We start from the raw sequence: 20,524 nt of genomic DNA, 5'->3' as shown, positions 1-20,524 counted from the left end.
AGATTGGATGCGACAACGTTCCTTAAATTTTCGAGTCCATGGCCGACATTCAGAGGGTAGACGTTGCTGCGAAATCATAGAAAACCACTTCAGCGCTATTTTTACGCACCAGTCATTTTGCTGACCCTGCTGACCCTGTTGACGGGCTGTTCTTCGGGCCCGCTGCAATCGGCGCCGCCCACGATCGAGCCCGCGCGGCCGGCCGTGTCTCCGCCGATTTCTCAGCCTCCGGCAGGTGTGGTTCGGCCGCTGGGCGGGCATCCGCAGGCGGCGGTGTATGACGTCGACTCCGGCAGGTTGGCCGTTCTGAGCCCGGGTTCGGACGCATCGGCGCCGGCCAGCATCAGCGTGTTCGCTCAGGAGCAAACCCCAGCTCGACCAATCACACTTCCCGGGCCCGCAACCGGGTTGACCGGTGACGGCCACGGCAAGGCCTACGCGTCTGCCCGTGGCGGCTACTTCGTGGTGGACCTGCCCAGTGGGGGCGTATCGCAGGTCAACGTGGCCGATTCGGCAGACACCGAATTCACCGCGATCGCACGCCGGATGGACGGGAAGCTGGTTTTGGGCACCGCCGACGGCGCCCTGTACACCCTGGCCTCACCGCAAACCCCCGCCTCCGCCGGCACCGCCCAGGTCCTCAGCCGGATCAAGATCTTCGCCCGCGTCGATGCGGTCGTTACGCAAGGAAACACAGCCGTCGTGTTGGACCGCGGACAGACTTCGGTGACGACGATCGACGCCGACGGGCGCGCCGAACAGGCACTACGCGCCGGTGAGGGGGCGACCACCATGGCCGCCGACTCGCTGGGGCGAGTGCTGGTCGCAGATACCCGTGGCGGCCAATTGCTGGTGTATGGCGTTGACCCGCTGATCCTGCGCCAGGCCTACCCGGTGCCACAGGACCCGTACGGGCTAGCGGGGTCGAATCAACTGGCCTGGGTGTCCCAGACCGCGGCGAACCTCGTTATTGGTTACGATCTCAGCACCGGAATACCCGTGGAAAAGGTGCGTTACCCAACCGTGCAGCAACCCAACTCGTTGGCCTTTGACGAAGCGTCAGGCACCTTATTCGTCGTGTCCGGGTCAGGCGCTGGGGTACAGGTCATCGAGCATGCGGCAGGTGTCCCTTGACCAGCAGTTCCGTGTCGCGGCGGGGCCAGTTGCCCGCCGGCTGGGCCACCGACATGTCGGACGAGTATGAGTGGGCGCCACTGCGCCTGCCGCCGGAAGTGACCAGGCTCAGCGCATCCACCCGGCTGTCCATCGAGGCCGAGTATCGCGGCTGGGAGCTGACCCTGGTGCGCCTCTACACCGACGGCAGCAGACGTGTGTTGTTGCGTCGCAAGAAGTCTCGTCTGGATAGCCCGATGCCCGACCAGTCGGAACTGTGACGGTGGCCAACCCGCACCAGGACGGGTCTCGAATGTACTGCTTGCTGCGTAGGCTGCTGTTCCTGCTGCCGCCCGAGCGGGTGCACAAGTTGGTTTTTGCCGTGCTGCGCGGTGCCACCGCGGCCACACCGGTACGGCGGATGTTGACGCGATGGCTGGGCCCGACCGACCCGGTGCTGGCTTCTACCGTGTTTGGGGTGCGATTTCCCGGCCCGCTCGGACTGGCCGCGGGGTTCGACAAGGACGGCACCGGACTGGACACCTGGGCCGCGATGGGCTTCGGCTATGCCGAAGTCGGCACGGTCACCGCGCACCCGCAGCCCGGTAACCCGGCCCCACGGCTGTTCCGGTTGCCCGAGGACCTAGCGCTGCTCAACCGGATGGGATTCAACAACCACGGCGCGGGCGCACTCGCAATCCGGCTGGCCCGCCACCATCCCGAAGTACCCGTCGGGGTCAACATCGGCAAGACCAAGACCACCCCGGCCGACCAGGCGGTTGACGATTACCGGGCCAGCGCCAGACTGGTCGGCCCGCTGGCGTCCTACCTGGTGGTCAACGTCAGCTCCCCGAACACACCGGGATTGCGGGATTTGCAGGCGGTGGAGTCACTACGGCCCATCCTGGCCGCCGTGCTGGCCGAAACGTCGACACCGGTACTGGTGAAGATTGCGCCCGACCTCTCCGATTCCGACGTCGACGAGGTCGCCGACTTGGCCGTCGAGCTTGGCCTGGCCGGCATCGTTGCGACCAACACCACCGTGTCGCGCGATGGGTTGCTGACCCCTGGCGTCGGCCAACTCGGCGCGGGCGGCATTTCCGGGCCGCCGGTGGCAGAGCGCTCACTCGAGGTGTTGCGCCGGCTCTATCAGCGCGTCGGCGATCGACTGACCCTGATCAGTGTGGGCGGCATCGAAACCGCCGAGGATGCCTGGGACCGAATTACCGCCGGTGCATCGTTGCTGCAGGGCTATACCGGCTTCATCTACGGCGGGGGCCTGTGGTCCAAGCACATTCACGACGGCATCGCCCGCCGGCTGCACCAGGGCGGTTTCGGCTCACTGCACGAAGCGGTCGGCTCCAACGCCGCCGAGCGGGGACGTCCGCCCAGTTAGGAGCGACAGGCTTACGCCGCCCCGTGACCCTCGTCGTCATCGTCGGCGCTGTCGCGGAGCAGTTTTTCCGGGTGGTGGTAGCTGTTGGTTCTTGGCTGTCCGTGGTCGAGGTGCGGCGGTGGGAGCCATTCGGTATCGCCGTGAGCGTTCTTGCGGGTGCGCCAGCCTTGCTCGAGCAATTTGTGATCCGGGCCGCAGGCCAGGGTGAGTTGGTTGATATCGGTGCGCCCGCTGATGGCCCATGCGGCGACATGATGCACCTCGCACTGATAGCCCGCCACGTCACAGCCCGGGCGGGTGCAACCGCGATCTTTGGCGTAAAGAACGATCCGCTGCCCCGGTGTGGCCAACCGTTTGGCGTGATAGAGCCCGATCGCCTCACCCCGATCAAACACCGCCAGATAGTGATGCGCGTGACGAGCCAACCGGATCACATCCGACATCGGCAGCAACGTGCCCCCACCGGTCAGCCCCCTGCCCGCGGCGGCCTCCAACTCCTTCAGCGTGGTCGACACGATGATCGACGCCGGCAACCCGTTATGCTGCCCCAGCTCTCCCGACGCCAACACCGCCCGCAACGCCGCATTGAACCCGTCATGTTGACGTTGACTCACACTGCGACTGTCACGATCAGCGGCGTCGCGCGACACCGGCCCATCCACCACCGCGGCCTCGTCCTCGGGGTTACACATCCCCGGTGCGGCCAGCTTGGCCCACACCGCCTCCAACCCAGCGCGCGCCTCCGGGGTCAGCCACCCGCTAATGCGCGACATCCCGTCCAACCCCTGCCTACCCAGGCTCAGACCACGCCGCCGCGCCCGGTCCTCATCGCTATGGCGACCATCAGGATTGAGGCAATCCATCAACCGCCCGGCCAACCTGGCCAACTGATCAGGACGAAACTGGGTAGCCAGCTTCGCCAGATGAGCCTCGGCCCTGTCCCGGGTCCCCACGTCGACGCCAGCAGGTAGCTGCCGAAAGAAGTCACGAATCACCCGGACGTGACCCTCCCCCACGACCCCCTGCCGCAAAGCCACGGCCGTGGCCGTCAACACCGGCCCCACCGGCTGACCGCTCAACGCGCGCCGCGGCCCCACCTCGGCAGCCTCAGCCACCCGGCGACCCGCCTCGCTGCGGGTGATCCGCAACCGACTGGCCACCACCGCCGCCAGTCGCCCACCCAACTCCGCCTCACCAGCCTGCTCATCAAGCTGGTTGAGCAACGCATACTGGGCCGCCGGCAACCGACGCGCCACCACCTCCAACCGCTCCAACACCCGCAACCGCTCCGGAGTGGTCAACGCCTCGAACGACACCTCAACCAACGCATCGACCGCACGACCGAGCCGGTCCAGCGTCGCGACCACCGACTCCCGATCCGAACATCCATTCGAATGCATGTTCGAATACTATCGGCGCACACCGACAGAACTGCCACACCGGCATTCATGCCGATCAGGCGGCCGGATCAAGGACGGCGTGGTCTACCCGACCCGAAACCGCCGTGCCCGCGCGGGCCGTGACGGCTATGTCTGTTCGTAGGTCCCGTGGATGACCGCGCGCGCGATTGCGTGCTGGAACAGGTTGAACCCCAGGAAAGCAGGGCTGGCGTCCTCGCTGAGTTCGAGCTTGTCGACGTCGACCGCATGCACCGCGACGTAGTAGCGGTGCACACCGTGCCCGGCTGGCGGCGCGGCGCCGATGTAGCGCCGCATGCCCGCGTCGTTGACCAGGGCGAGCGCACCCCCCGGTAGTTCGCGGCCGTCGCCGGCCCCGGCAGGCAATTCGGTGACGTCGGCGGGCAGGTTGGCCACCGCCCAATGCCAGAACCCGGACAGGGTGGGGGCATCGGGGTCATAGACGGTGACCGCGAAGCTGCGCGTCCCTTCGGGGAATCCCGACCAGCTCAGTTGCGGGCTGACATCCTCCCCGCCCGCTCCCATGATTCCGCTGACTTGTGGTGTGGCAAGCGGCTGCCCGTCGGTGATCGAAGCCGAGGTCAGGCTGAATGAAGGCAGTTTGGGTAGCGCATCGTACGGGTCTGGCGATGTCATGGTCAGTCCTCTCCTGCGCTTTCCGACTAGCAGTGTGTCAGGAAGTGTGTCAGTACCTCGGTGCCGAACCTGAGCGCGTCGATGGGCACCCGCTCATCGACACCGTGGAACAGCGCGGCGAAATCCAGTTCCGGCGGCAACCGCAGCGGGCTGAAGCCAAAGCAGCGAATACCCAAGCGAGCGAAGGCTTTCGCATCGGTCCCACCGGACAGCATGTAGGGAACCGTTCGGCCGTCGGGATCGACCGACAGCACCGCGGCATTCATGGCATCGACAAGGTCCCCGTCAAAGCTGGTCTCATAAGACGCCAACTCGCTTATCCACTCCCGGCTCACATCGGGGCCGATCAGCTCGTCGACTTCGGCCTCGAATGCCGCCTGACGGCCTGGCAGGACGCGACAGTCCACCACCGCCTCCGCCGTCGCCGGGATGACGTTCGCCTTGTACCCGGCTTTGAGCATGGTCGGATTCGCGGTATCGCGCAGCACCGCCTTGAGCATGCGAGCGATCGGGCCGAGTTTGTCCAGAGTCCCTTCCAGGTCCGGTGAGTCGGGGTCGAGTTCGAGCCCGGTCTCCTCGCTCACCGCGTGGAGAAACTGGGCGACGGTGTCGGTGATCACGAGCGGAAACTGGTGACGGCCCAGCCGGGCTACCGCCTCGGCGACCGTGGTGACTGCGTTGTGGTCGTGCACCATGGAGCCGTGGCCCGCCCTCCCCTGGGCCGTCAAGCGCATCCACAGGATTCCCTTTTCGGCGGTCTCGACCAGGTACAGCCGGCGTTCACCCCCGTCCCGGCGCGGGACGGTCAGGGAAAAGCCGCCAACCTCGCCGACCGCCTCGGTGACACCGTCGAATAGATCTGGGCGGTTATCGACGAGCCAGTGCGCACCGAAGTGGCCACCGTGCTCCTCGTCGGCGAGGAAGGCAAAAACCAGGTCGCGAGGTGGCACGATCCCGGCTCGGCGGAAGTGCCGGGCAACCACGATCATCATCCCGACCATGTCCTTCATGTCGACCGCGCCGCGGCCCCAGACATAACCGTCTTCGATCGCGCCGGAAAACGGGTGCACGCTCCAATCGGCGGCCTCGGCCGGCACCACGTCCAGATGGCCGTGGATCAGCAAGGCGCCCCGGGAGCTGTCCGCGCCCCGAAGGCGAGCGAACACGTTGCCCCGGCCCGGCGCACCGGACTCCACGTATTCGGTCTGGTACCCGACCTCTGCGAGTTGTTCGGCTACCCAGCGGGCGCACTCCGCCTCGCCCTTGGTGGTCTCAGGTTCGCCGGTGTTGGTGGTGTCGAACCGAATCAATCTGCTGACAACCTCGGCAACGTCATCGCGCGAGTCGGTTGAAGTCCCGGTCTCCCCATTCTTTTGGGTCACAGTCACCTTTCCTACCACCCTCGGCCCAGCCGCTGACGCCGCCCGCACATTCAGGTTGCCGCAACCCCACCAACGGGCCGACGTCCGGCCAAGTTGGGTCCAGCCGCACCCATCCGATAGCCTTAGCTGCCGACCGATGCGGTTGGTTTGTCCGAGTGGCGGAATGGCAGACGCGCTAGCTTGAGGTGCTAGTGCCCTACTAATGGGCGTGGGGGTTCAAGTCCCCCCTCGGACACATCCGACGACACGACTCAAGTCGGCCGTCGCCTTGACCCGCCCCAGGTAGGGGTCGTAGTCAAAGACGCAAACCTAGGCTTGCCTACACCTATGCGCGTTCCGCCCCGGTCGCGGCACCGAGCACGGCTGACAGCCCACCCAGTTCCTCGACTAATTCGCTGATCTGTGCGGCGGACATGACACGGGGCCGCTCCACTTGCTCAAGACGGGCCTTCAGCTCGTCACGCTCGGCGGTGCGGCGATGCAATGCGGCGGTCAAGTCCTCCACGGCCACGCCAGACTCCACGGCGGTAACCAAAGCAGCAACCTGGGCATTCGCCTCGCGAAGCTGGCGTTGCATGCCGGCGTAGCCAGTACCGGCTGCCGGGTCGACGTCCTGCCCGCGGCGAGGTCTTCCGGATTGGCCAAGGTGGCGATCCATTCATCAAGTCGCGCAGTCACCTCGTCTTCACGAACGATCAACTGACCAGCGAACACATTGGTACGAGCGTTAGCGTGAGACACAAGGACCTCCTACGGGTGCATGCAGACACATCCCCCCCGTCAGGAGGCCCTCCCACTTTCAAGCAGCACGCCGTTAACAACCTCCCGGATCACGACAACTTGGAGACACGACGCTTCGGGCCTCCGCTTCCACGGCAGCGAACGGCTTTGTCCCACATCGAAGTAATCACCGATGAGGACCCCGCCATGCGGAGTGATCAGGTCGATGGCCCGCCGTTTCTGCCAGATTCGACTCGCCTCTGGGGCTTGAGCGTCCTCCGTGCTCACTCGGCCGTAGAAGGCGAACCTCCGACTCACGCCACTCCCCTCGCTGATCCAAGCATCCGGTCCCGTACAGCCAGTATGACCTGCATCAGCGCACGGTCGGCGTCCTGCGGAAGGCAATAGTTCTCGGGTACAACCATTTCAACACCTCCGTTCGACACGGCCGATGCGTCGATTCGACTGTCACAATCGGTGCTAGCACCCGCTGCTCGGGAATTGTCAGCCATCGCCGCCGTTGGGCGGATCTGTCTGTTGGCTGGGGCTTTGGCGACGGGCTTCCACCAGGCCTACGCGGCGGGTATGGATGCGTTGCAGGGCAGCGGCGTAAATGAGGGTGCGGTCGCCGGGGCTGGTGGGGCCGGCATGGTCAAACTCCCACGCCACCAGCTCATCGCCATCGGCAGAGCCGAAATCGAGCACAACGTCTCTCGCGTAGCCCGCAGCCGTTCACTAGAGCGGCCGGCCGGGACATCCGTGCGCCGACCCGCTCTGGGCGAGGCGTTCGGCGGTCAACGTACCGGAGAAGCCGGTGGCGCCGTATACGACAATGCCGAACTCGCGCTCAGCTGGGTTCATCGGGACGCCGCGAAATCCTTAGTGAAGCAGTACATCCGGTACGAGAGTTCCCCGCCTTCCAGGTAGCGGGACAGCTGCCTACCTACCGCGCGGTCCGCGAAACGCAGGAAGGCTGGCAGATTGCGATCGACCAGCACCCGTGACGTGTGTGAATCCTTCTCTATACCGCGCACCACCTCCGCATTGATTTCCCGTTGCGAGAGTTGCCGCAGCGGGCTGCCGGCCAGGTCAGCCTCCCATTCGGCGATCTCATTGCTAGGGCGCAGGTCGGTGTACAGGGGATATCCTCCCGGGCGCAGGACGCGCACTACCTCGGCGAGGAAACGACTAAAGTGCGGGTAGCAATGCGAGGCTTCGACATTGAGTACCACGTCGAAGGATTCGTCCTCGAAGGGCAGGTTTTCGGCGTCGCCCCGCACGAAATCCAAACCAGGGAGGTTGTGTCGTCGCTGGCACAGCTTGATGCCGGCCCGGTTCAAGTCCAGCCCCGTGTAGGAGGCCGGATGCAGGGTGCGCGTGAGGTAGGAGGCTCCGCCGCCGTGGCCGCAACTGACCTCCAAGACCCGTTTGCCGCTCAGCTCCACGTGGGTGGCCGTGCGGTGGTACATGTTGATGTGGTCTCGGTTGGGCTCGTCGGATACCTCCAACGTCAGGTCTATCGGCGGATCTTCCTCATAGGCCCAATTGAGGAATGCAATTTTGTCGGCACCGAGCCCGCGCGTCATCAACGGGTACCAGTACCGCCAAACTCTCTTGTAGATCGAGGTGCTTCCCAAGCGGGCGAGGAGGCGGTGGGCGGGACTGAAGGCCATAGGCAGAAAGTATGGCAGACACCAGACATGAAAACGCTCGAATACATCCCAAACCGGCCTGCGAGGCCGGAGGTGGTAAAAGCCGCCGATTCCGAAGCGCCGATCAAAGTCTCGATCGAATGCCGACGTGCGGAAATTGAGAACCACTCGGTTCTGCCGCGCCGGGTCGCCGCGGTAAGCGCTGTGACCGGACCCCATGAATTGGTCCACGGAGAACGAGAGTCGTTCATTGGTGTGTACAGGTGGCAGCGTAGTCGGCGGGGGCTTGGTATCCCAGGGCTGAGCGGCGGCGGTGTCGGTTCTAGTCGTGTTTCCAGTCGCTGATGACCACGCGGGCCTAGGGCAGGGACCAGAAGTTATTGATGTTGAGGCATTCGTCACGGATGCGGGAGTTGAATGATTCGACGTAGCCGTTTCGCCAGGGCTCACCGGGTGGGATGAAGTGCAGGCCGACATGTTCGTTGGCCCAGTCGGCCATTGCTGCACAGGCTAATTCGGGTCCGTTGTCGCATCAGAGTACGGCCGGGTAGGTGCCGCGCTGGGCGGCGATGCGGTCGAGTTCGTCGATGAGGTCATCGCCGGTGCTATGCCGCTTCCTCGTTGCCATGATCTTGTCGAACCTTCCTGCCCACAGCGTGGGCTGCTGCAAGGCTCTCATAAGCCATGGATCCCAATCGGGGTCAGGCCAGCTGTTTTCGACAGCGCGCGCCGGAAACCGCTGATGTCGCAGTAATTCCGGCATTCGCGCTTCAACATGCCTACAGAAATCAGCAATGGTCGTCCTGGGCGATGCCATGAGCAATGATCAGAACCTGTGCGTGCGAAGCGATGTCGTGTGTGTGAGTGAACTCGCGAGTAGGAGGTCGGTGGTGCCGGTCGCGTAGTTCTCGGTTGGTGTTCGTGACCGATCCCCGCTCTGACGTGCGTCGACTGGTCCTGCCTGGTGCGAAGCTCAGGGAAGGAACCTAAGGGCCTCCGTTTCCATCCGGAGGAGCGACCAGGAGGGGAGGGCCGGACGGGCGAACGTGAGTGCCCCCCTTGATGACACCTGGTTATTTGAAGCTCGGGCAGACGGGATGGGAAACCGGGTGGGAGGACCTGGCCAGCCCCGGCGCACCAATGCGCCAGGACTACCCGACATGAGCTTTGGTGAGGGGGCGTGAAAGTGGGCGCACCCTCCCGTGGATGATCTGAAAGTCCAGAAACTCTGATCAAGAACGACGTTGGCGCGCTGGTTGGGAAGTTACGCCCGTGCTCACCACAGATCACGATGCCGCGGAGGCCAACGACATGGCCGCCGATCATCGGTCGTTGCTCGATGAGATCGTCCGCGACGGTGCTCGGCCGATGCTGACCGCCGTACTGCAGGCCGAGGTCGCCGCCTACGCAGCCCGGTTCGCCGACCAACTCGACGAGACGGCCACCGCCTGGTGGCGCGCAACGGCTATCACCAGGAGCGCGAGGTGCTGACCGCGGCGGGCGCGGCCAAGGCGCACGCGCCGCGGGTCAACGATCGTCGTGTAGATGCGCAAGCCAAATATCCAGCCGCCCCGCGTCAGCGGAAGGGCGCGCTCACCAATATCCATCCGACCGGCGCGGACCCGATGACTTACGCTTCAACGGGCCGGTCCTGAGCTAACCGCTCGCGCAGACTCTTCGGCCGGATATCGGGCCAGTTCTGTTCCACGTAGTCCAGACACGCAGCGCGCGCTGCCTCACCGAAGACCACCCGCCAGCCCGCCGGCACCTCAGCGAAGACTGGCCACAGGCTGTGTTGTTCCTCGTCGTTAACCACGACGAAGAAGGTGCCGTTCTCGTCGTCGAATGGATTGACGCTCACGGTGCTTCCATCCCCCATTTCTCGCTACTTCAACTCGAAAATTGCGTTCAGACCAGCCAGCGCCGAGTGGCCGGTCCGGCTCGGCTGATGTGCGTGTCGTAGTTGGCGTTATGCAAGCTTCCGCAGCACATTGTATCCGTGTTCGGTACTTCACCGAGCTTTTTCCGGTAGTCCCTGACGACATGGACACCACTACGCGTTCGCACAGAGGGGTCAATCGGGGTGCGGCGCACGTATGGGCCGATTATCGAACTAGCCAGTCCGCCATATGATTCGGCCTCCATTATCGGATCAGGCTTGCGGCCGCACCGGCCGTGCCCGAGCGGGTCGGGTCCGTACATTGATCGGCCACCAGAACCACCGGCCGAGCAGCGCCGCGATGGAGGGCACCATGAACGACCGCACGATCAGCGTGTCAAACAGCAGGCCGAGCCCGATGAACGTCCCGATCTGACCGATGGTGCGCAGATCACTGACCACCATCGAAGTCATCGTAAAGGCGAATACCAGACCTGCCGCCGTCACTACACTGCCTGCTCCACCCATCGCGCGGATGATCCCCGTCTTCAGCCCGGCCGGAATCTCCTCTTTGAACCTGGCCACCATCATCAGGTTGTAGTCCGCGCCGACCGCCAACAGGATGATGACAGCCATCGACATCACCATCCACTGCAGCGGCAGACCCACGATGTACTGCCACAGTAGAACCGGGAGTCCAACGGATGCGCCCAGCGATAGCAGCACCGTGCCCACGATCACCATCGCGGCGACCAGACTCCTCGTGATCAACAGCATGATCGCGAAAATCAGGCAGACCGTGGCGATCACCGCGATTACAAGATCGTATCGAGTACCTTCCGACAGGTCGTGGTAGACCGAGGCAGTTCCGCCCAGTGACACCTTGGCATTCTCCAGCGGGGTTCCCTTGAGCGCCTCGATCGCCGCCAATTTGATCGGATCCACCCGCGATATCCCTTCTGCCGACGCCGGATCACCGCGGTGCGAGATGATCATCCGCAACGACTTGCCGTCCGGCGAGATGAACAGATCCATCGCGCGCCGGAAGTCGGGATTGTCGAAGACCTCAGACGGCAGGTAGAAGGAGTCGTCGTTGCGCGCCGCGTCGAAAGCCTTACCCATTTCGGCTGCGCCGTGGCTCAATTCGTCCATCTGGCGGTACATGCCGGACATGGTGCTGTGCATCGTCAGCATCATCTGCTGCATGCTCTCCATGGTTGCGATCATGGGGGGGGAACTGCGCGATCATCTCCGGTATCAGGGCGTTCAAGTCGGTCATACCCTTGATCATCCGATCCATCTGGTCGGTCATCGCGTCGATCCCGTCGACGGAATCGGACACCGACCGCAGAGCCCAGCACACCGGGATGTCGAAGCAGTGCGGCTCCCAGTGGAAGTAGTTGCGGATCGGTCGGAAGAAATCCTCGAAATCCGCCAAACTGTCCCGCGCGTCGCGAACGGCGGTCTGCATGTCATCCATGTCGACGACGAGACCGTCGCCCACTCCGGCCATTCGGGACATCGAAGCCTGCATCCGCTTCATGATCGCCACCGTGTTGCCCAACGACTCGGCCTGAGCTTTCATATCGTCGATGCGGTCAAACATCAACTTCATGTTCTGTTGTACACCGACGCCCTGCATACTCATCATGAAGGGTATCGAGGTGTGCTGGATCGGTGCACCATCCGGCCGGGTGATCGCCTGCACCCGCGCAACACCTGGCACGCGGAAAATGGCTTTGGCGAGCTTGTCGATCACCAAGAAGTCAGCCGGGTTGCGCAGGTCGTGGTCGGCCTCAACCAGCAGAACCTCAGGATTCATCCGGGCCGCCGAGAAGTGCTGCTCGGCGGCCGCATAGCCCGCATTGGCCTCGATGTCGCCGGGGATGTATCGGCGATCGTTGTAGCTGGGTTGGTAGAACGGCAGTGCTATCAGTCCGACCAGGGCCGCCGCCAGTGACGCGAGCAGAATCGGTGCGGGCCACCGCACCACCGCGGTTCCGATGCGACGCCAGAAGCGAATTCGTATGGCACGCTTGGGCTCCAGCAGGCCGAACCGACTGGCGACGGTGACCGCAGCCGGGCCCAGGGTCAACGCAACACTCAAGGCCACCAGCATGGCTACTGCGGTCGGCACGCCGAGGCTCTGCAAATACGGCATTCGGGTCAGGCTCATACACAACGCGGCGCCGGCGATCGTCAGCCCCGAAGCCAACACAACGTGCGCAGTGCCGTGCCACATCTCGTAGTACGCCGATTCGCGGTCGACCCCCGCGGCGCGCGCTTCCTGGTAGCGGCCGATCAAAAAGATCGCGTAGTCGGTCCCGGTCGCGATAGCCATGGCGACCACGAGGTTGACCGCAAACGTTGACAGCTCGACGACCCCGAGATAGCCGATCACGGCGGCGACACCGGTCGCCGCCGACAGCTGAATACCGACCACACCGAGCAGCACCAGAACGGTTGGGGCCGAACGGAAGAAGAACAACATCAGCACGATGATCACCGTGAACGTAGCAATCTTGATCGTTCTGACCGTGCGTTCAGCAGAGTGGATCAGGTCCGCCTGCAGTGCCGCCGGACCGGTGACATACACCTTCACACCGGGCGGCGGCGGGCGCGCATCCACAGCCGCCCACACCGCCCCGACCGACTCGTTGGCCAGTGTGTCGCCGATGTTCCCGGAGAGGTACAGCTGAAGGTAGGCGGCCTTGCCGTCCGGGCTCTGAGCGCTGCCTTCGGTCAGCGGATCACCCCAGAAGTCCTGGACATTTTGGACGTGGGCGGTATCGGCCCGCAGTCGCGTCACCAGGTCGTCGTCGTACTCGTGAGCATCGGCCCCCAGCGGTTGTCGACCCTCCAGGAGGATCAGCGCGACGCTGTCGGACCTGGACTCGCCGAACACCCGGCCCATCTCCTTTATCGCCTGCAGTGACGGGGCGCCGGCGGGATTCATCGACACCGAGTTATCGGCCGCGACTTGTTGAAGCGAAGGAACCAGGATGTTGATGAGGACGATGATCGCCAGCCAACCCAACATGATCGGGATCGCCAGGCGACGGATCCAGCGCGCCAGCAATGCGGGCTCGGTGCGCACCTCTCGCGACGATGGGCGAAACACCCGGGTGGTCACGCGGACTTCGCAATGCAATACACGTATGCACTCACGGCGCTGGAGGTCCGTTCATCCTTGACCTCGCCGTCAGACGAGATACGGCAGCCGAGGAAATCGCTGTTTCCCTGCGCGATGATGTTGGCCACCATCGACGGTGCGTCCGTTTCGACCTCAATCGACCAGGGCAGTGCGACGTCGTTGAGCTGCTGAGCTTCGCCGGCCGGGTCCATGTAGTTGATGTCGGCGATGGTGCCTGGTGCGCCGAAGATCTCGTATCGCACGCGCTTGGGGCCCGAGCTGCTGACGCTACCCGCGGGCGTGCTATCAGCGTAGGTCGGCAGCTGCTGCGAGCCGAACATCCCGCGAACCCGCGACACCGCGAAACCGCGAAACCGCGAAACCGCGAAACCGCCGACGGCAAACACCACCGCCAGCACCAGCGGCAACCACGCTCGTTTCAGAACGGTGACGATCTCAGTACACCCCCCAGGGAACGCCGGAGCCCTGGGGCACATACCGGAAACGGCGCACAGGTCCTAGCAACGCTACGCAACACCGCGATCAATCTGCACCGCCTCAACGGCGCCGACAACATCGCCGAAGCCTGCCGGATCACCGCTTTGACCGCCAACCGCCGCCTAGACCTCCTCAATCCACAATTCCCCAGCTCACAAGCCTGCTAATCAACAACGCCGGAGCCCTGAGCGCCGGGGACGGGCTGCGCCGGATCGGACCTCAGTCCAACAATGCTGTTGACCGCGTCGACGTGCACCACCTTCGCCGAATGGCCACAACGCTCCTCTTCGCCAACGATGAGGTACGACATGATGATGACCAGATCGCCCGGCGCAATAAGATGTGCTGTCGCGCCATTTATTCCGACGACACCGGAACCCCCAGGACCCGCGATCGCGTAGGTGACCAGTCGCGCTCCGTTGGTGATGTCGAGGACGTGGACCTGTTCGCCTTCAACAATCCCGGATGCCGCCATGAGGTCGGCGTCGAGAGTGATCGATCCAACGTAGTTCAAGTCGGCCTGTGTGACGGTGGCGCGATGAATCTTCCCTCCAAGGACCGTCCGCTGCAATCTGACTCCTCAGTGAATTGACAATCGTTTCGGGCTCACCGGTCACGAATACGTTTGTTCCACAAATGCCGCCGCGACACCAAAATGTCTGTCGGCTCAGCGGCCACTACGTCGGTTAAATCCCCCTGTCCCCGCCCCAGGCCTGATCATCGCCGCATGGGACCGACGCCTGCACACCGGAGCCAAAGCCGCCAGGTGCCGAGTAGCCCCCGCCCAACTCGACCCCTAGCCCACCGCCCCGATATCGGAGTGAGTCAACCCCAGCACGGACGACGATCAGGTACCGATCCGCCAGGTCTCGACCCGTGTCGCAGTTCAGGTTCGCGACAACAGCATCAGCTTCTCGAGGTAGTCGGACAGGCTCAATCCGAGCCAATAAGCCGCGCTAGCCAACAAGATCGGGCTCGAGCCACGGCATGGCGCGCTATTCGGCGCTGTCGTCACGCTTAGCGTCGGCGGACACCGTCGATTCTTCCGCAGTATCGGAGCCCGCGTCTGTGCCCTCTGCGTGCTCTTGGCCCTCGGTGTCCTCGGAGCCCTCTTCGACGTCCTCGACATCTTCGGCGGCCGGTTCCGCCTCGGCGTCATCGTCAGGGTATTCGACGTAGTCGGCCTCGCCGTCGGCATCGGCTGGCTGTTCGGCCTCATCCTGGTCTTTGCTGGCCGCCTCACGTTGCTGACGCTCCCTGAGGGCGTCAACGATCAGCAAAACCACACCCAGTGCACTGGCGCCGATGCACACCCACGCCACCAGCTGATTGCTGGTGACCACCGCGAACACCAGCGCAACGAGCCCAATGAGGGCTAAAACGAGGGCAATGATCAGCATCGGTCATCCTCCGGCCGGCGGGCAGCGACTGCCAAAACCTACCAGGGTTTGCGCGCCAGCCGGCCAGCCCGGCCCGTGTCCCGGCTAGTTGTTGCCCCGGTTGAATTGCTCGAACCCGCCGGCGTCCGCGCTCGAATCGACCGGCGCGGCCGATCCGCGCTGACCGAGTTCCTCGAGCTGGGACTCCAGGTAGGTCTTGAGACGGGTCCGGTATTCGCGTTCGAATGTCCGCAGTTGCTCGAGGCGGCCTTCCAGCACGGTGCGCTGCTGGTTGATGGTGCCCATGATCTCGGAGTGCTTGCGCTCGGCATCGGCCTGCAGGGCGTCCGCCTTCTCCTGGGCCTGCCGCAACTGGCTCTCCGACCGGGCCTGCGCATCCGCGAGCATCCCATCGGCGCGCTGCCGGGCTTCGGTGACCGTTGTCTCGGCCGTGTGCCGGGCCTCGCTGAGGATTTGGTCGGCGTTGGCGCGGGCGTCGGACAGCATCTTGTCCGATTCGGCCTTAGCTGTGCTGGTGAGGCGGTCGGCGGTGTCTTGCGCCAGGCTCAGCACCCGGGCCGCCTTCATGGCCTGTTCCTCGTTGGTTGCCGCCGAGGCCACAGGCGCAGCGGGCTTTGCCGGCTCGGGCTCCGGCTCGTACACGGGCATGGCTTGGGTGGGCTGAGCGGTCACAGCAGCCCCGCCGCCAGCACCCGCGGCCAGCTCAGCGATCCGTTGACGCAGATCCGAATTCTCTTCGATCAGTCGAGTGAGCTCGTTCTCCACCAGGTCAAGGAAGGCGTCGACCTCATCTTCGTTGTACCCGCGCTTGCCGATAGGCGGCTTACTGAACGCCACATTGTGGACGTCGGCAGGTGTAAGCGGCATTGTTTGTCCCCTCAAGTTCCTGGACGGTCAAACGATCTGGATAGTGTAGAACGAACTGGCAGCAGTCGCTCAACTGCCGTCCATCCTGTCACACCAGACTCGGCGGTTGCCGATTGGACTAATAAATAAGGACCAATTTCAAACTCTCAGGCAAATAAATCACATTCCTTAGATTTGAAAATCATGCCGGCCAAACTTGTCGCCAAATCGTGGCCGAACCGTCTCTCAACTAAGTCCAAATGGCGGCGGGGCCACTCAGGCGGCGGCACCGAATGCCAGCTGCATCCCGATGAAGGCCACCAGCAGCAGCACCATGATGGAGAGATCGAAGCGCACCGCGCCGATGGTCAGTTGCGGGATCAGCCGGCGCAGCAGCTTCACCGGAGGATCGGTGATCGACATGATGATCTCGAGGATCACCACCGTGAAACCGGTGGGGCGCCAGTCACGACTGAACGAACGAATGAACTCGACGACAACCCGAGCGATGAGCAGCAGCCAGAAGATGAACAGCGCAAACCCGAGAATCTGGAAAAACAGCACCAACGAGAGCCTGACCTTACCGATTCGGATACGAGGACGCCGCCCGTGCGGTCGGCAAGCGCAAGCCTACCGACCAGCCCAACGGCACACATCGCATAGGTTCACCGCAGCCGGCCCCGACGAGCGGACAGCCCGTCAGGCCGAGCTGCGACCTGCCGGGCTGAACAGCAGCAGATTTGTCTATTGGTAAGCGTAGAAGCCGGTTTCGGCGATCCGACGACGCTCCTCCGGGGTTACGTCCACGTCTGCGGGCGAGAGCAGGAAGACCTTGGTGGCAACCTTGTCGAACGATCCGCGCAGCGCGAAGGCCAAACCGGCCGCGAAGTCGACCAGCCGCTTGGCGTCGGCGTTGTCCATCGACACCAAGTCCATGATCACCGGCGTGCCGTCGCGGAACCGCTCACCGATGGTGCGTGCCTCGCTGTAATCCTTGGGGCGCAGTGTGGTGATCTTCGACAACGGATGACCTTCCTCGAACATCATCGCCATCCGGCGCGGGTCCATCGCCAGCGAGCCGCGGGTGGGGTTGCGCAACCACGACCCGAAGCGCGGCCGGGCCATATCGGCCCGGTCGAACTCGCGCGGCTGGAATCGCGCTTCATCAGGGTATCCACCCCGATAGCCGCCCGGCGGTGGATAGTCGGCCGGCTCGCCTCGCAAATCGGCGCGCATACCGGCACGAGGATCGCGGCGCGGGTCTTCGAAATCGCGCCCTTCATAACGACCGTAATCATCCTCGACTCGAGGACGCGAATAGCCGCGGGAAGGCCCGCGGTCGTCGTAATACTCGTCGTCGTAATCCTCCATCGGAGCCATACCGAAGTAGGCCTTGACCTTGTGCAGAGTGCTCATCGCTGACCCCTTCTAGCCCTGGGATATTTGTTGTCTGTGATGAAGGTGTGACTACAGTGACTTTTCACGGTGACCGTAACCGCCGCGAACCCAATAGCGCGGTACCGACACGCACACACGTCGATCCATGTTTCACGGCGATCTCGAGGTCATCGGACATACCGGCGGAAAGTCTCACCGCCGTAGGGAACGACTCGAGCACTCGACTGTGTTCGGATTGCAGCCGCTCAAAGGCCTTTTCCTGGCCCCAATCGCGGGGCGGAACACCCATCAAACCGATCAGCTCGAGGCTCTGCAAATCGCTGACCTGGGCGCAGATCCGGTCCACCGCACCGGGGTCGGTCATGTCGACACCGCCGCGGGAGACGTCGCCGTCAAGGCTCACTTGGACATACACGCGCAACGGATTGCCGCGCCGACGATCGGCTATCGCCGTGGTTATCGCTCGGTCCAGCGCTGTCACCAGTTGGGGGGTGTCGATCGAGTGAGCGGTGTGTGCCCAGTTTGCTAGCGAACGCACCTTGTTCCGCTGAATCTGGCCCACCATGTGCCACTGAATCCCCCGCGATCCCGACCGCATGGGAGCGGAAAACATCCGGGCCAGCTCGGCGACCTTTGCCGAAGCCTCCTGGTCCCTCGACTCCCCCACGGCTCGGCAACCCAGTCGCGCCAAGATGGCAACATCGGTCGCCGGGAAGAACTTGGTAATCGGCAGCAGCTCGATTTCACTGACCTTGCGCCCCGCCGCCTCGGCGGCCGCGGCGAGTCGCGACCGCACCACCGCCAACGCGTGCGTCAGTTCTGACTGACGCTCCCCTTGCGCTGAAATGTCCACGACCATCGCGGTCATTCCATCCACACCAGCGACGCCAGCCGCCCCGTGGGCGCACCGCGTCGATGGCTGAAAAGGGTCGGGTCCGCCACCGTGCAACGGGGGTCGACATCGATGGACTTCACACCCAAGTCCCCCAGCTGGCGGGCAATTCCGGCGCGCAGGTCCAGCGCGGCCGTCCCGGCGGCACTGGTGGTCCGGCTGCCCGGCAACGCCGCCTCGACCTCGTCGGCCATCGCCGCGGGAACTTCGTAGTTGCGCCCGCTGGCCGCCGGACCCAGGAATGCCGAAATGTCACCGGGCTGCGCGCCCAGCGCCTGCATGGCCTCCACCGTGCGCGCCACGATGCCGCGCTGTGCGCCCACCCGGCCGGCATGGACGGCCGCGGTGACGCCCGCCCGCGCGTCGGCCATCAACACCGGCACGCAGTCGGCGGTCAGCACCGCCAACGCCAGGCCGGGAACCTTGGTCACCAACGCGTCGGTGTCATCGAAAGCGTTGTCGCGCGGCGCGTCGACCACCTCAACCCGGTCACCGTGGACCTGGTTCATCCACACCACTCGTTCGGTGGGCATACCGATGGTGGCGGCCAGCCGGGCTCGGTTGGCCGCCACGGAGGCCGGGTCATCACCGACGTGGTCACCGAGGTTGAAGGAGTCGAAAGGCGGCTTGGACACACCGCCCTTCCGAGTGGTAGTCACCCGGCGGATTCGAACGCTCACCCCACCAGTATCCGGATTCGACTGCCGACCAGGTTGCGGCGCGGTCCGGCCGCGGCCGGTTTGTCGCGTTCTGGCAAGCAAATTGAGACCCTCAACGGCGCATGAAGGGTGGCACATCGACGTCGTCGTCATCGCCGCCAATGCTCAACGTCGCACCATTGGTATGCAGCGGCACGCTGACCGCGTCGACCGGCTCGAACAACGTCGAGCTGAGCTTGCCCGCCTTGGCCGACTCGATCCGATGCGCGCCCCCGGTCTCCCCGGGTGCGGCGCCGGTCGCGCCCGCCACGGGCTTGCGGCCCGGTCCACTGGCGTCGAAGCCCGCTGCGATCACGGTCACCCGCACCTCGTCGCCCAGCGAATCGTCGATGACGGTTCCGAAGATGATGTTGGCGTCTGGGTGGGCGGCATCCTGTACCAATGACGCCGCCTCGTTGATCTCGAACAGGCCCAGGTCGCTGCCACCGGCAATCGACATCAGCACGCCCTGGGCGCCCTCCATCGACGCTTCCAACAGCGGCGAATTGATGGCAATTTCGGCGGCTTTGAGTGATCGACCATCGCCGCGGGCCGACCCGATGCCCATCAGTGCGGTACCGGCACCAGACATGATGCCCTTGACGTCGGCGAAGTCGACGTTGATCAGGCCTGGCGTGGTGATCAGGTCGGTGATGCCCTGCACACCGTTGAGCAGCACCTCGTCGGCGCTACGGAACGCGTCCATCAGGGATACGGCGGCGTCACCCATCTGCAGCAGCCGGTCATTGGGGATCACGATGAGGGTGTCGCAGCTTTCCCGCAAAGCCGCTATACCGTTCTCCGCCTGGTTGCTGCGGCGCTTGCCCTCGAAGGAGAACGGCCGGGTCACCACGCCTACGGTCAAAGCACCAAGCTTGCGCGCGATGCTGGCCACCACGGGCGCACCGCCGGTGCCGGTGCCACCACCTTCGCCGGCGGTGACGAACACCATGTCGGCGCCGCGTAGCAGCTCCTCGATTTCATCCTTGGCGTCTTCGGCGGCTCGGCGTCCGACCTCTGGGTCGGCACCGGCGCCGAGTCCCCGGGTCGAGTCACGGCCGACGTCGAGCTTGACATCGGCATCGCTCATCAACAACGCCTGCGCGTCGGTGTTGATCGCGATGAACTCCACGCCTTTGAGGCCCTGTTCGATCATGCGGTTGACAGCGTTGACGCCGCCACCACCGATACCAACGACCTTGATGACAGCCAAGTAGTTATGCGGGGGGGTCATCATTCGTCTTCCTCCCTGACGGGCTCAGTTCTCCTGCGGTGTGTCTGCTTGCAAAACCCTCAACCTCAACCATAGAGTTAGAGTTATGTCAAGTAGTTCCGCGTAACCAGAACCGTATGGGTACGACGGGAACTAGCCGTGCAGGCGCGCCGACGCGTCATGCGCATTTTTTTGTGCCCTACCGCTGAGCGCGGCGTCAGGTCGGGCGCCGAATGCGAATCGGGTCGGG

19 protein-coding genes, 1 tRNA gene and 6 pseudogenes are annotated in these 20,524 nt (G+C 64.2%); 7 read left to right on the top strand and 19 right to left on the bottom strand.

Translation table 11 applies throughout. The annotated features are described in order from the left end of the window. Positions 1-63 precede the first annotated feature (63 nt). The 3 genes from MMSP_RS14100 to MMSP_RS14090 are packed head-to-tail and all read left to right on the top strand — an operon-like array spanning position 64 to position 2,509. Positions 64-1,134, top strand: coding sequence for a YncE family protein (locus MMSP_RS14100; protein WP_036426512.1), 1,071 nt, complete (start codon positions 64-66; stop codon positions 1,132-1,134). Further along, on the top strand, positions 1,131-1,394 hold the full coding sequence (locus tag MMSP_RS14095) for a DUF5703 family protein (protein WP_036426510.1): 264 nt from the start codon (positions 1,131-1,133) through the stop codon (positions 1,392-1,394). Before MMSP_RS14100 ends, MMSP_RS14095 begins: the two co-directional genes overlap by 4 nt. A gap of 32 nt (positions 1,395-1,426) precedes the next feature. Then, on the top strand, positions 1,427-2,509 hold the full coding sequence (locus tag MMSP_RS14090; protein WP_015356116.1) for a quinone-dependent dihydroorotate dehydrogenase: 1,083 nt from the start codon (positions 1,427-1,429) through the stop codon (positions 2,507-2,509). Positions 2,510-2,520: 11 nt separating this feature from the next. Here the strand turns inward: MMSP_RS14090 and MMSP_RS14085 are convergent, their stop codons facing one another. The 3 genes from MMSP_RS14085 to MMSP_RS14075 form a co-directional block, all read right to left on the bottom strand. Next, complete coding sequence (locus MMSP_RS14085; protein WP_020787159.1) at positions 2,521-3,909, bottom strand: HNH endonuclease signature motif containing protein; 1,389 nt, start codon at positions 3,907-3,909, stop codon at positions 2,521-2,523. A gap of 126 nt (positions 3,910-4,035) precedes the next feature. After that, positions 4,036-4,563: a YbhB/YbcL family Raf kinase inhibitor-like protein gene (locus tag MMSP_RS14080; RefSeq protein ID WP_011740352.1), complete on the bottom strand. Its 528-nt coding sequence runs from the start codon at positions 4,561-4,563 to the stop codon at positions 4,036-4,038. 26 nt (positions 4,564-4,589) lie between these two features. Then, entirely contained in the window at positions 4,590-5,945 is a 1,356-nt protein-coding gene (locus tag MMSP_RS14075; protein ID WP_015356118.1) for a M20/M25/M40 family metallo-hydrolase, read from the bottom strand. Between the two features lie 149 nt (positions 5,946-6,094). Here MMSP_RS14075 and MMSP_RS14070 point away from each other — a divergent pair. Further along, positions 6,095-6,180: transfer RNA gene (locus MMSP_RS14070), tRNA-Leu, on the top strand. A gap of 90 nt (positions 6,181-6,270) precedes the next feature. Here the strand turns inward: MMSP_RS14070 and MMSP_RS28500 are convergent. From MMSP_RS28500 to MMSP_RS27530, 5 genes and pseudogenes are all read right to left on the bottom strand, one after another. Next, complete coding sequence (locus tag MMSP_RS28500; protein ID WP_235065748.1) at positions 6,271-6,603, bottom strand: hypothetical protein; 333 nt, start codon at positions 6,601-6,603, stop codon at positions 6,271-6,273. Positions 6,604-7,169: 566 nt separating this feature from the next. Next, a pseudogene (locus MMSP_RS14055) lies at positions 7,170-7,352 on the bottom strand (plasmid replication initiator protein); the annotation flags it as partial. A 48-nt stretch (positions 7,353-7,400) separates the two neighbouring features. Further along, positions 7,401-7,526 (bottom strand): hypothetical protein, encoded by a 126-nt coding sequence (locus MMSP_RS26845; RefSeq protein ID WP_020787155.1) that lies wholly within the window; start codon positions 7,524-7,526, stop codon positions 7,401-7,403. After that, a complete protein-coding gene (locus MMSP_RS14050; protein ID WP_036427280.1) occupies positions 7,523-8,338 on the bottom strand; it encodes a phthiotriol/phenolphthiotriol dimycocerosates methyltransferase in 816 nt (271 codons plus the stop codon). Before MMSP_RS14050 ends, MMSP_RS26845 begins: the two co-directional genes overlap by 4 nt. A 226-nt stretch (positions 8,339-8,564) precedes the next feature. Further along, positions 8,565-8,933 (bottom strand): annotated as a pseudogene (locus MMSP_RS27530) (integrase core domain-containing protein); the annotation flags it as partial. A 656-nt stretch (positions 8,934-9,589) separates the two neighbouring features. On the opposite strand from MMSP_RS27530, the pseudogene MMSP_RS14040 reads away from it, so the two are divergent. Continuing rightward, a pseudogene (locus MMSP_RS14040) lies at positions 9,590-9,867 on the top strand (IS256 family transposase); the annotation flags it as partial. 80 nt (positions 9,868-9,947) lie between these two features. Here the strand turns inward: MMSP_RS14040 and MMSP_RS14035 are convergent. From MMSP_RS14035 to MMSP_RS14025, 3 genes and pseudogenes are all read right to left on the bottom strand, one after another. Next, a complete protein-coding gene (locus MMSP_RS14035) occupies positions 9,948-10,178 on the bottom strand; it encodes an MbtH family protein (protein ID WP_020725582.1) in 231 nt (76 codons plus the stop codon). A gap of 291 nt (positions 10,179-10,469) precedes the next feature. Further along, positions 10,470-13,329 (bottom strand): annotated as a pseudogene (locus MMSP_RS14030) (RND family transporter). Next, entirely contained in the window at positions 13,326-13,826 is a 501-nt protein-coding gene (locus MMSP_RS14025; protein WP_200861948.1) for an MmpS family transport accessory protein, read from the bottom strand. Before MMSP_RS14025 ends, MMSP_RS14030 begins: the two are co-directional and overlap by 4 nt. On the opposite strand from MMSP_RS14025, the pseudogene MMSP_RS27525 reads away from it, so the two are divergent. Then, positions 13,821-13,994, top strand: a pseudogene (locus MMSP_RS27525) (ISAs1 family transposase); the annotation flags it as partial. The gene MMSP_RS14025 and the pseudogene MMSP_RS27525 overlap by 6 nt on opposite strands. Here MMSP_RS27525 and panD read toward each other — a convergent pair. Continuing rightward, complete coding sequence (gene panD, locus MMSP_RS14020) at positions 13,991-14,398, bottom strand: aspartate 1-decarboxylase (protein WP_020787147.1); 408 nt, start codon at positions 14,396-14,398, stop codon at positions 13,991-13,993. The pseudogene MMSP_RS27525 and the gene panD overlap by 4 nt on opposite strands. A gap of 136 nt (positions 14,399-14,534) precedes the next feature. Between panD and MMSP_RS27520 the strand changes: the two are divergent. Further along, positions 14,535-14,627, top strand: a pseudogene (locus MMSP_RS27520) (VapC toxin family PIN domain ribonuclease); the annotation flags it as partial. 195 nt (positions 14,628-14,822) lie between these two features. On the opposite strand, the gene MMSP_RS14015 reads toward MMSP_RS27520, so the two are convergent. From MMSP_RS14015 to ftsZ, 7 genes are all read right to left on the bottom strand, one after another. Continuing rightward, entirely contained in the window at positions 14,823-15,227 is a 405-nt protein-coding gene (locus tag MMSP_RS14015; protein WP_020787146.1) for a hypothetical protein, read from the bottom strand. A gap of 84 nt (positions 15,228-15,311) precedes the next feature. After that, positions 15,312-16,094: a DivIVA domain-containing protein gene (locus MMSP_RS14010; protein ID WP_020787145.1), complete on the bottom strand. Its 783-nt coding sequence runs from the start codon at positions 16,092-16,094 to the stop codon at positions 15,312-15,314. A gap of 255 nt (positions 16,095-16,349) precedes the next feature. Further along, the gene (locus tag MMSP_RS14005) at positions 16,350-16,640 is read right to left on the bottom strand and encodes a YggT family protein (RefSeq protein ID WP_020725593.1); all 291 of its coding nucleotides are present in this window, start codon (positions 16,638-16,640) and stop codon (positions 16,350-16,352) included. Positions 16,641-16,817: 177 nt separating this feature from the next. Beyond that, positions 16,818-17,489 carry a cell division protein SepF gene (locus MMSP_RS14000; RefSeq protein WP_015356129.1) on the bottom strand — a complete coding sequence of 224 codons (672 nt, stop codon included), beginning with the start codon at positions 17,487-17,489 and terminating at the stop codon, positions 16,818-16,820. A gap of 64 nt (positions 17,490-17,553) precedes the next feature. Beyond that, positions 17,554-18,339 (bottom strand): YggS family pyridoxal phosphate-dependent enzyme, encoded by a 786-nt coding sequence (locus MMSP_RS13995; protein ID WP_036427278.1) that lies wholly within the window; start codon positions 18,337-18,339, stop codon positions 17,554-17,556. Further along, on the bottom strand, positions 18,336-19,043 hold the full coding sequence (pgeF, locus tag MMSP_RS13990; protein ID WP_036426505.1) for a peptidoglycan editing factor PgeF: 708 nt from the start codon (positions 19,041-19,043) through the stop codon (positions 18,336-18,338). Before pgeF ends, MMSP_RS13995 begins: the two co-directional genes overlap by 4 nt. Before the next feature lie 91 nt (positions 19,044-19,134). Further along, entirely contained in the window at positions 19,135-20,295 is a 1,161-nt protein-coding gene (ftsZ, locus tag MMSP_RS13985) for a cell division protein FtsZ (protein WP_012394856.1), read from the bottom strand. Positions 20,296-20,524: the final 229 nt, after the last annotated feature.

Origin of the sequence: Mycobacterium sp. 012931 (assembly GCF_000419295.1) — a bacterium.
Classification (GTDB): Bacteria; Actinomycetota; Actinomycetes; order Mycobacteriales; family Mycobacteriaceae; genus Mycobacterium; species Mycobacterium marinum.
Note: the sequence above shows the minus strand (reverse complement) of the source record. Positions and strands in the feature narration are given on the sequence as shown.

Coding starts and splice junctions, on each gene's coding strand:
- MMSP_RS14050 (WP_036427280.1), bottom strand. CDS start 8,338: ATGGCCTTCAGTCCCGCCCACCGCCTCCTCGCCCGCTTGGGAAGCACC.
- MMSP_RS14015 (WP_020787146.1), bottom strand. CDS start 15,227: ATGCTGATCATTGCCCTCGTTTTAGCCCTCATTGGGCTCGTTGCGCTG.
- MMSP_RS14000 (WP_015356129.1), bottom strand. CDS start 17,489: ATGAGCACTCTGCACAAGGTCAAGGCCTACTTCGGTATGGCTCCGATG.
- MMSP_RS14085 (WP_020787159.1), bottom strand. CDS start 3,909: ATGCATTCGAATGGATGTTCGGATCGGGAGTCGGTGGTCGCGACGCTG.
- MMSP_RS14080 (WP_011740352.1), bottom strand. CDS start 4,563: ATGACATCGCCAGACCCGTACGATGCGCTACCCAAACTGCCTTCATTC.
- MMSP_RS14090 (WP_015356116.1), top strand. CDS start 1,427: ATGTACTGCTTGCTGCGTAGGCTGCTGTTCCTGCTGCCGCCCGAGCGG.
- ftsZ (WP_012394856.1), bottom strand. CDS start 20,295: ATGACCCCCCCGCATAACTACTTGGCTGTCATCAAGGTCGTTGGTATC.
- MMSP_RS26845 (WP_020787155.1), bottom strand. CDS start 7,526: ATGAACCCAGCTGAGCGCGAGTTCGGCATTGTCGTATACGGCGCCACC.
- MMSP_RS13995 (WP_036427278.1), bottom strand. CDS start 18,339: ATGACCGCGATGGTCGTGGACATTTCAGCGCAAGGGGAGCGTCAGTCA.
- MMSP_RS14010 (WP_020787145.1), bottom strand. CDS start 16,094: ATGCCGCTTACACCTGCCGACGTCCACAATGTGGCGTTCAGTAAGCCG.
- MMSP_RS28500 (WP_235065748.1), bottom strand. CDS start 6,603: ATGGATCGCCACCTTGGCCAATCCGGAAGACCTCGCCGCGGGCAGGAC.
- MMSP_RS14025 (WP_200861948.1), bottom strand. CDS start 13,826: ATGTGCCCCAGGGCTCCGGCGTTCCCTGGGGGGTGTACTGAGATCGTC.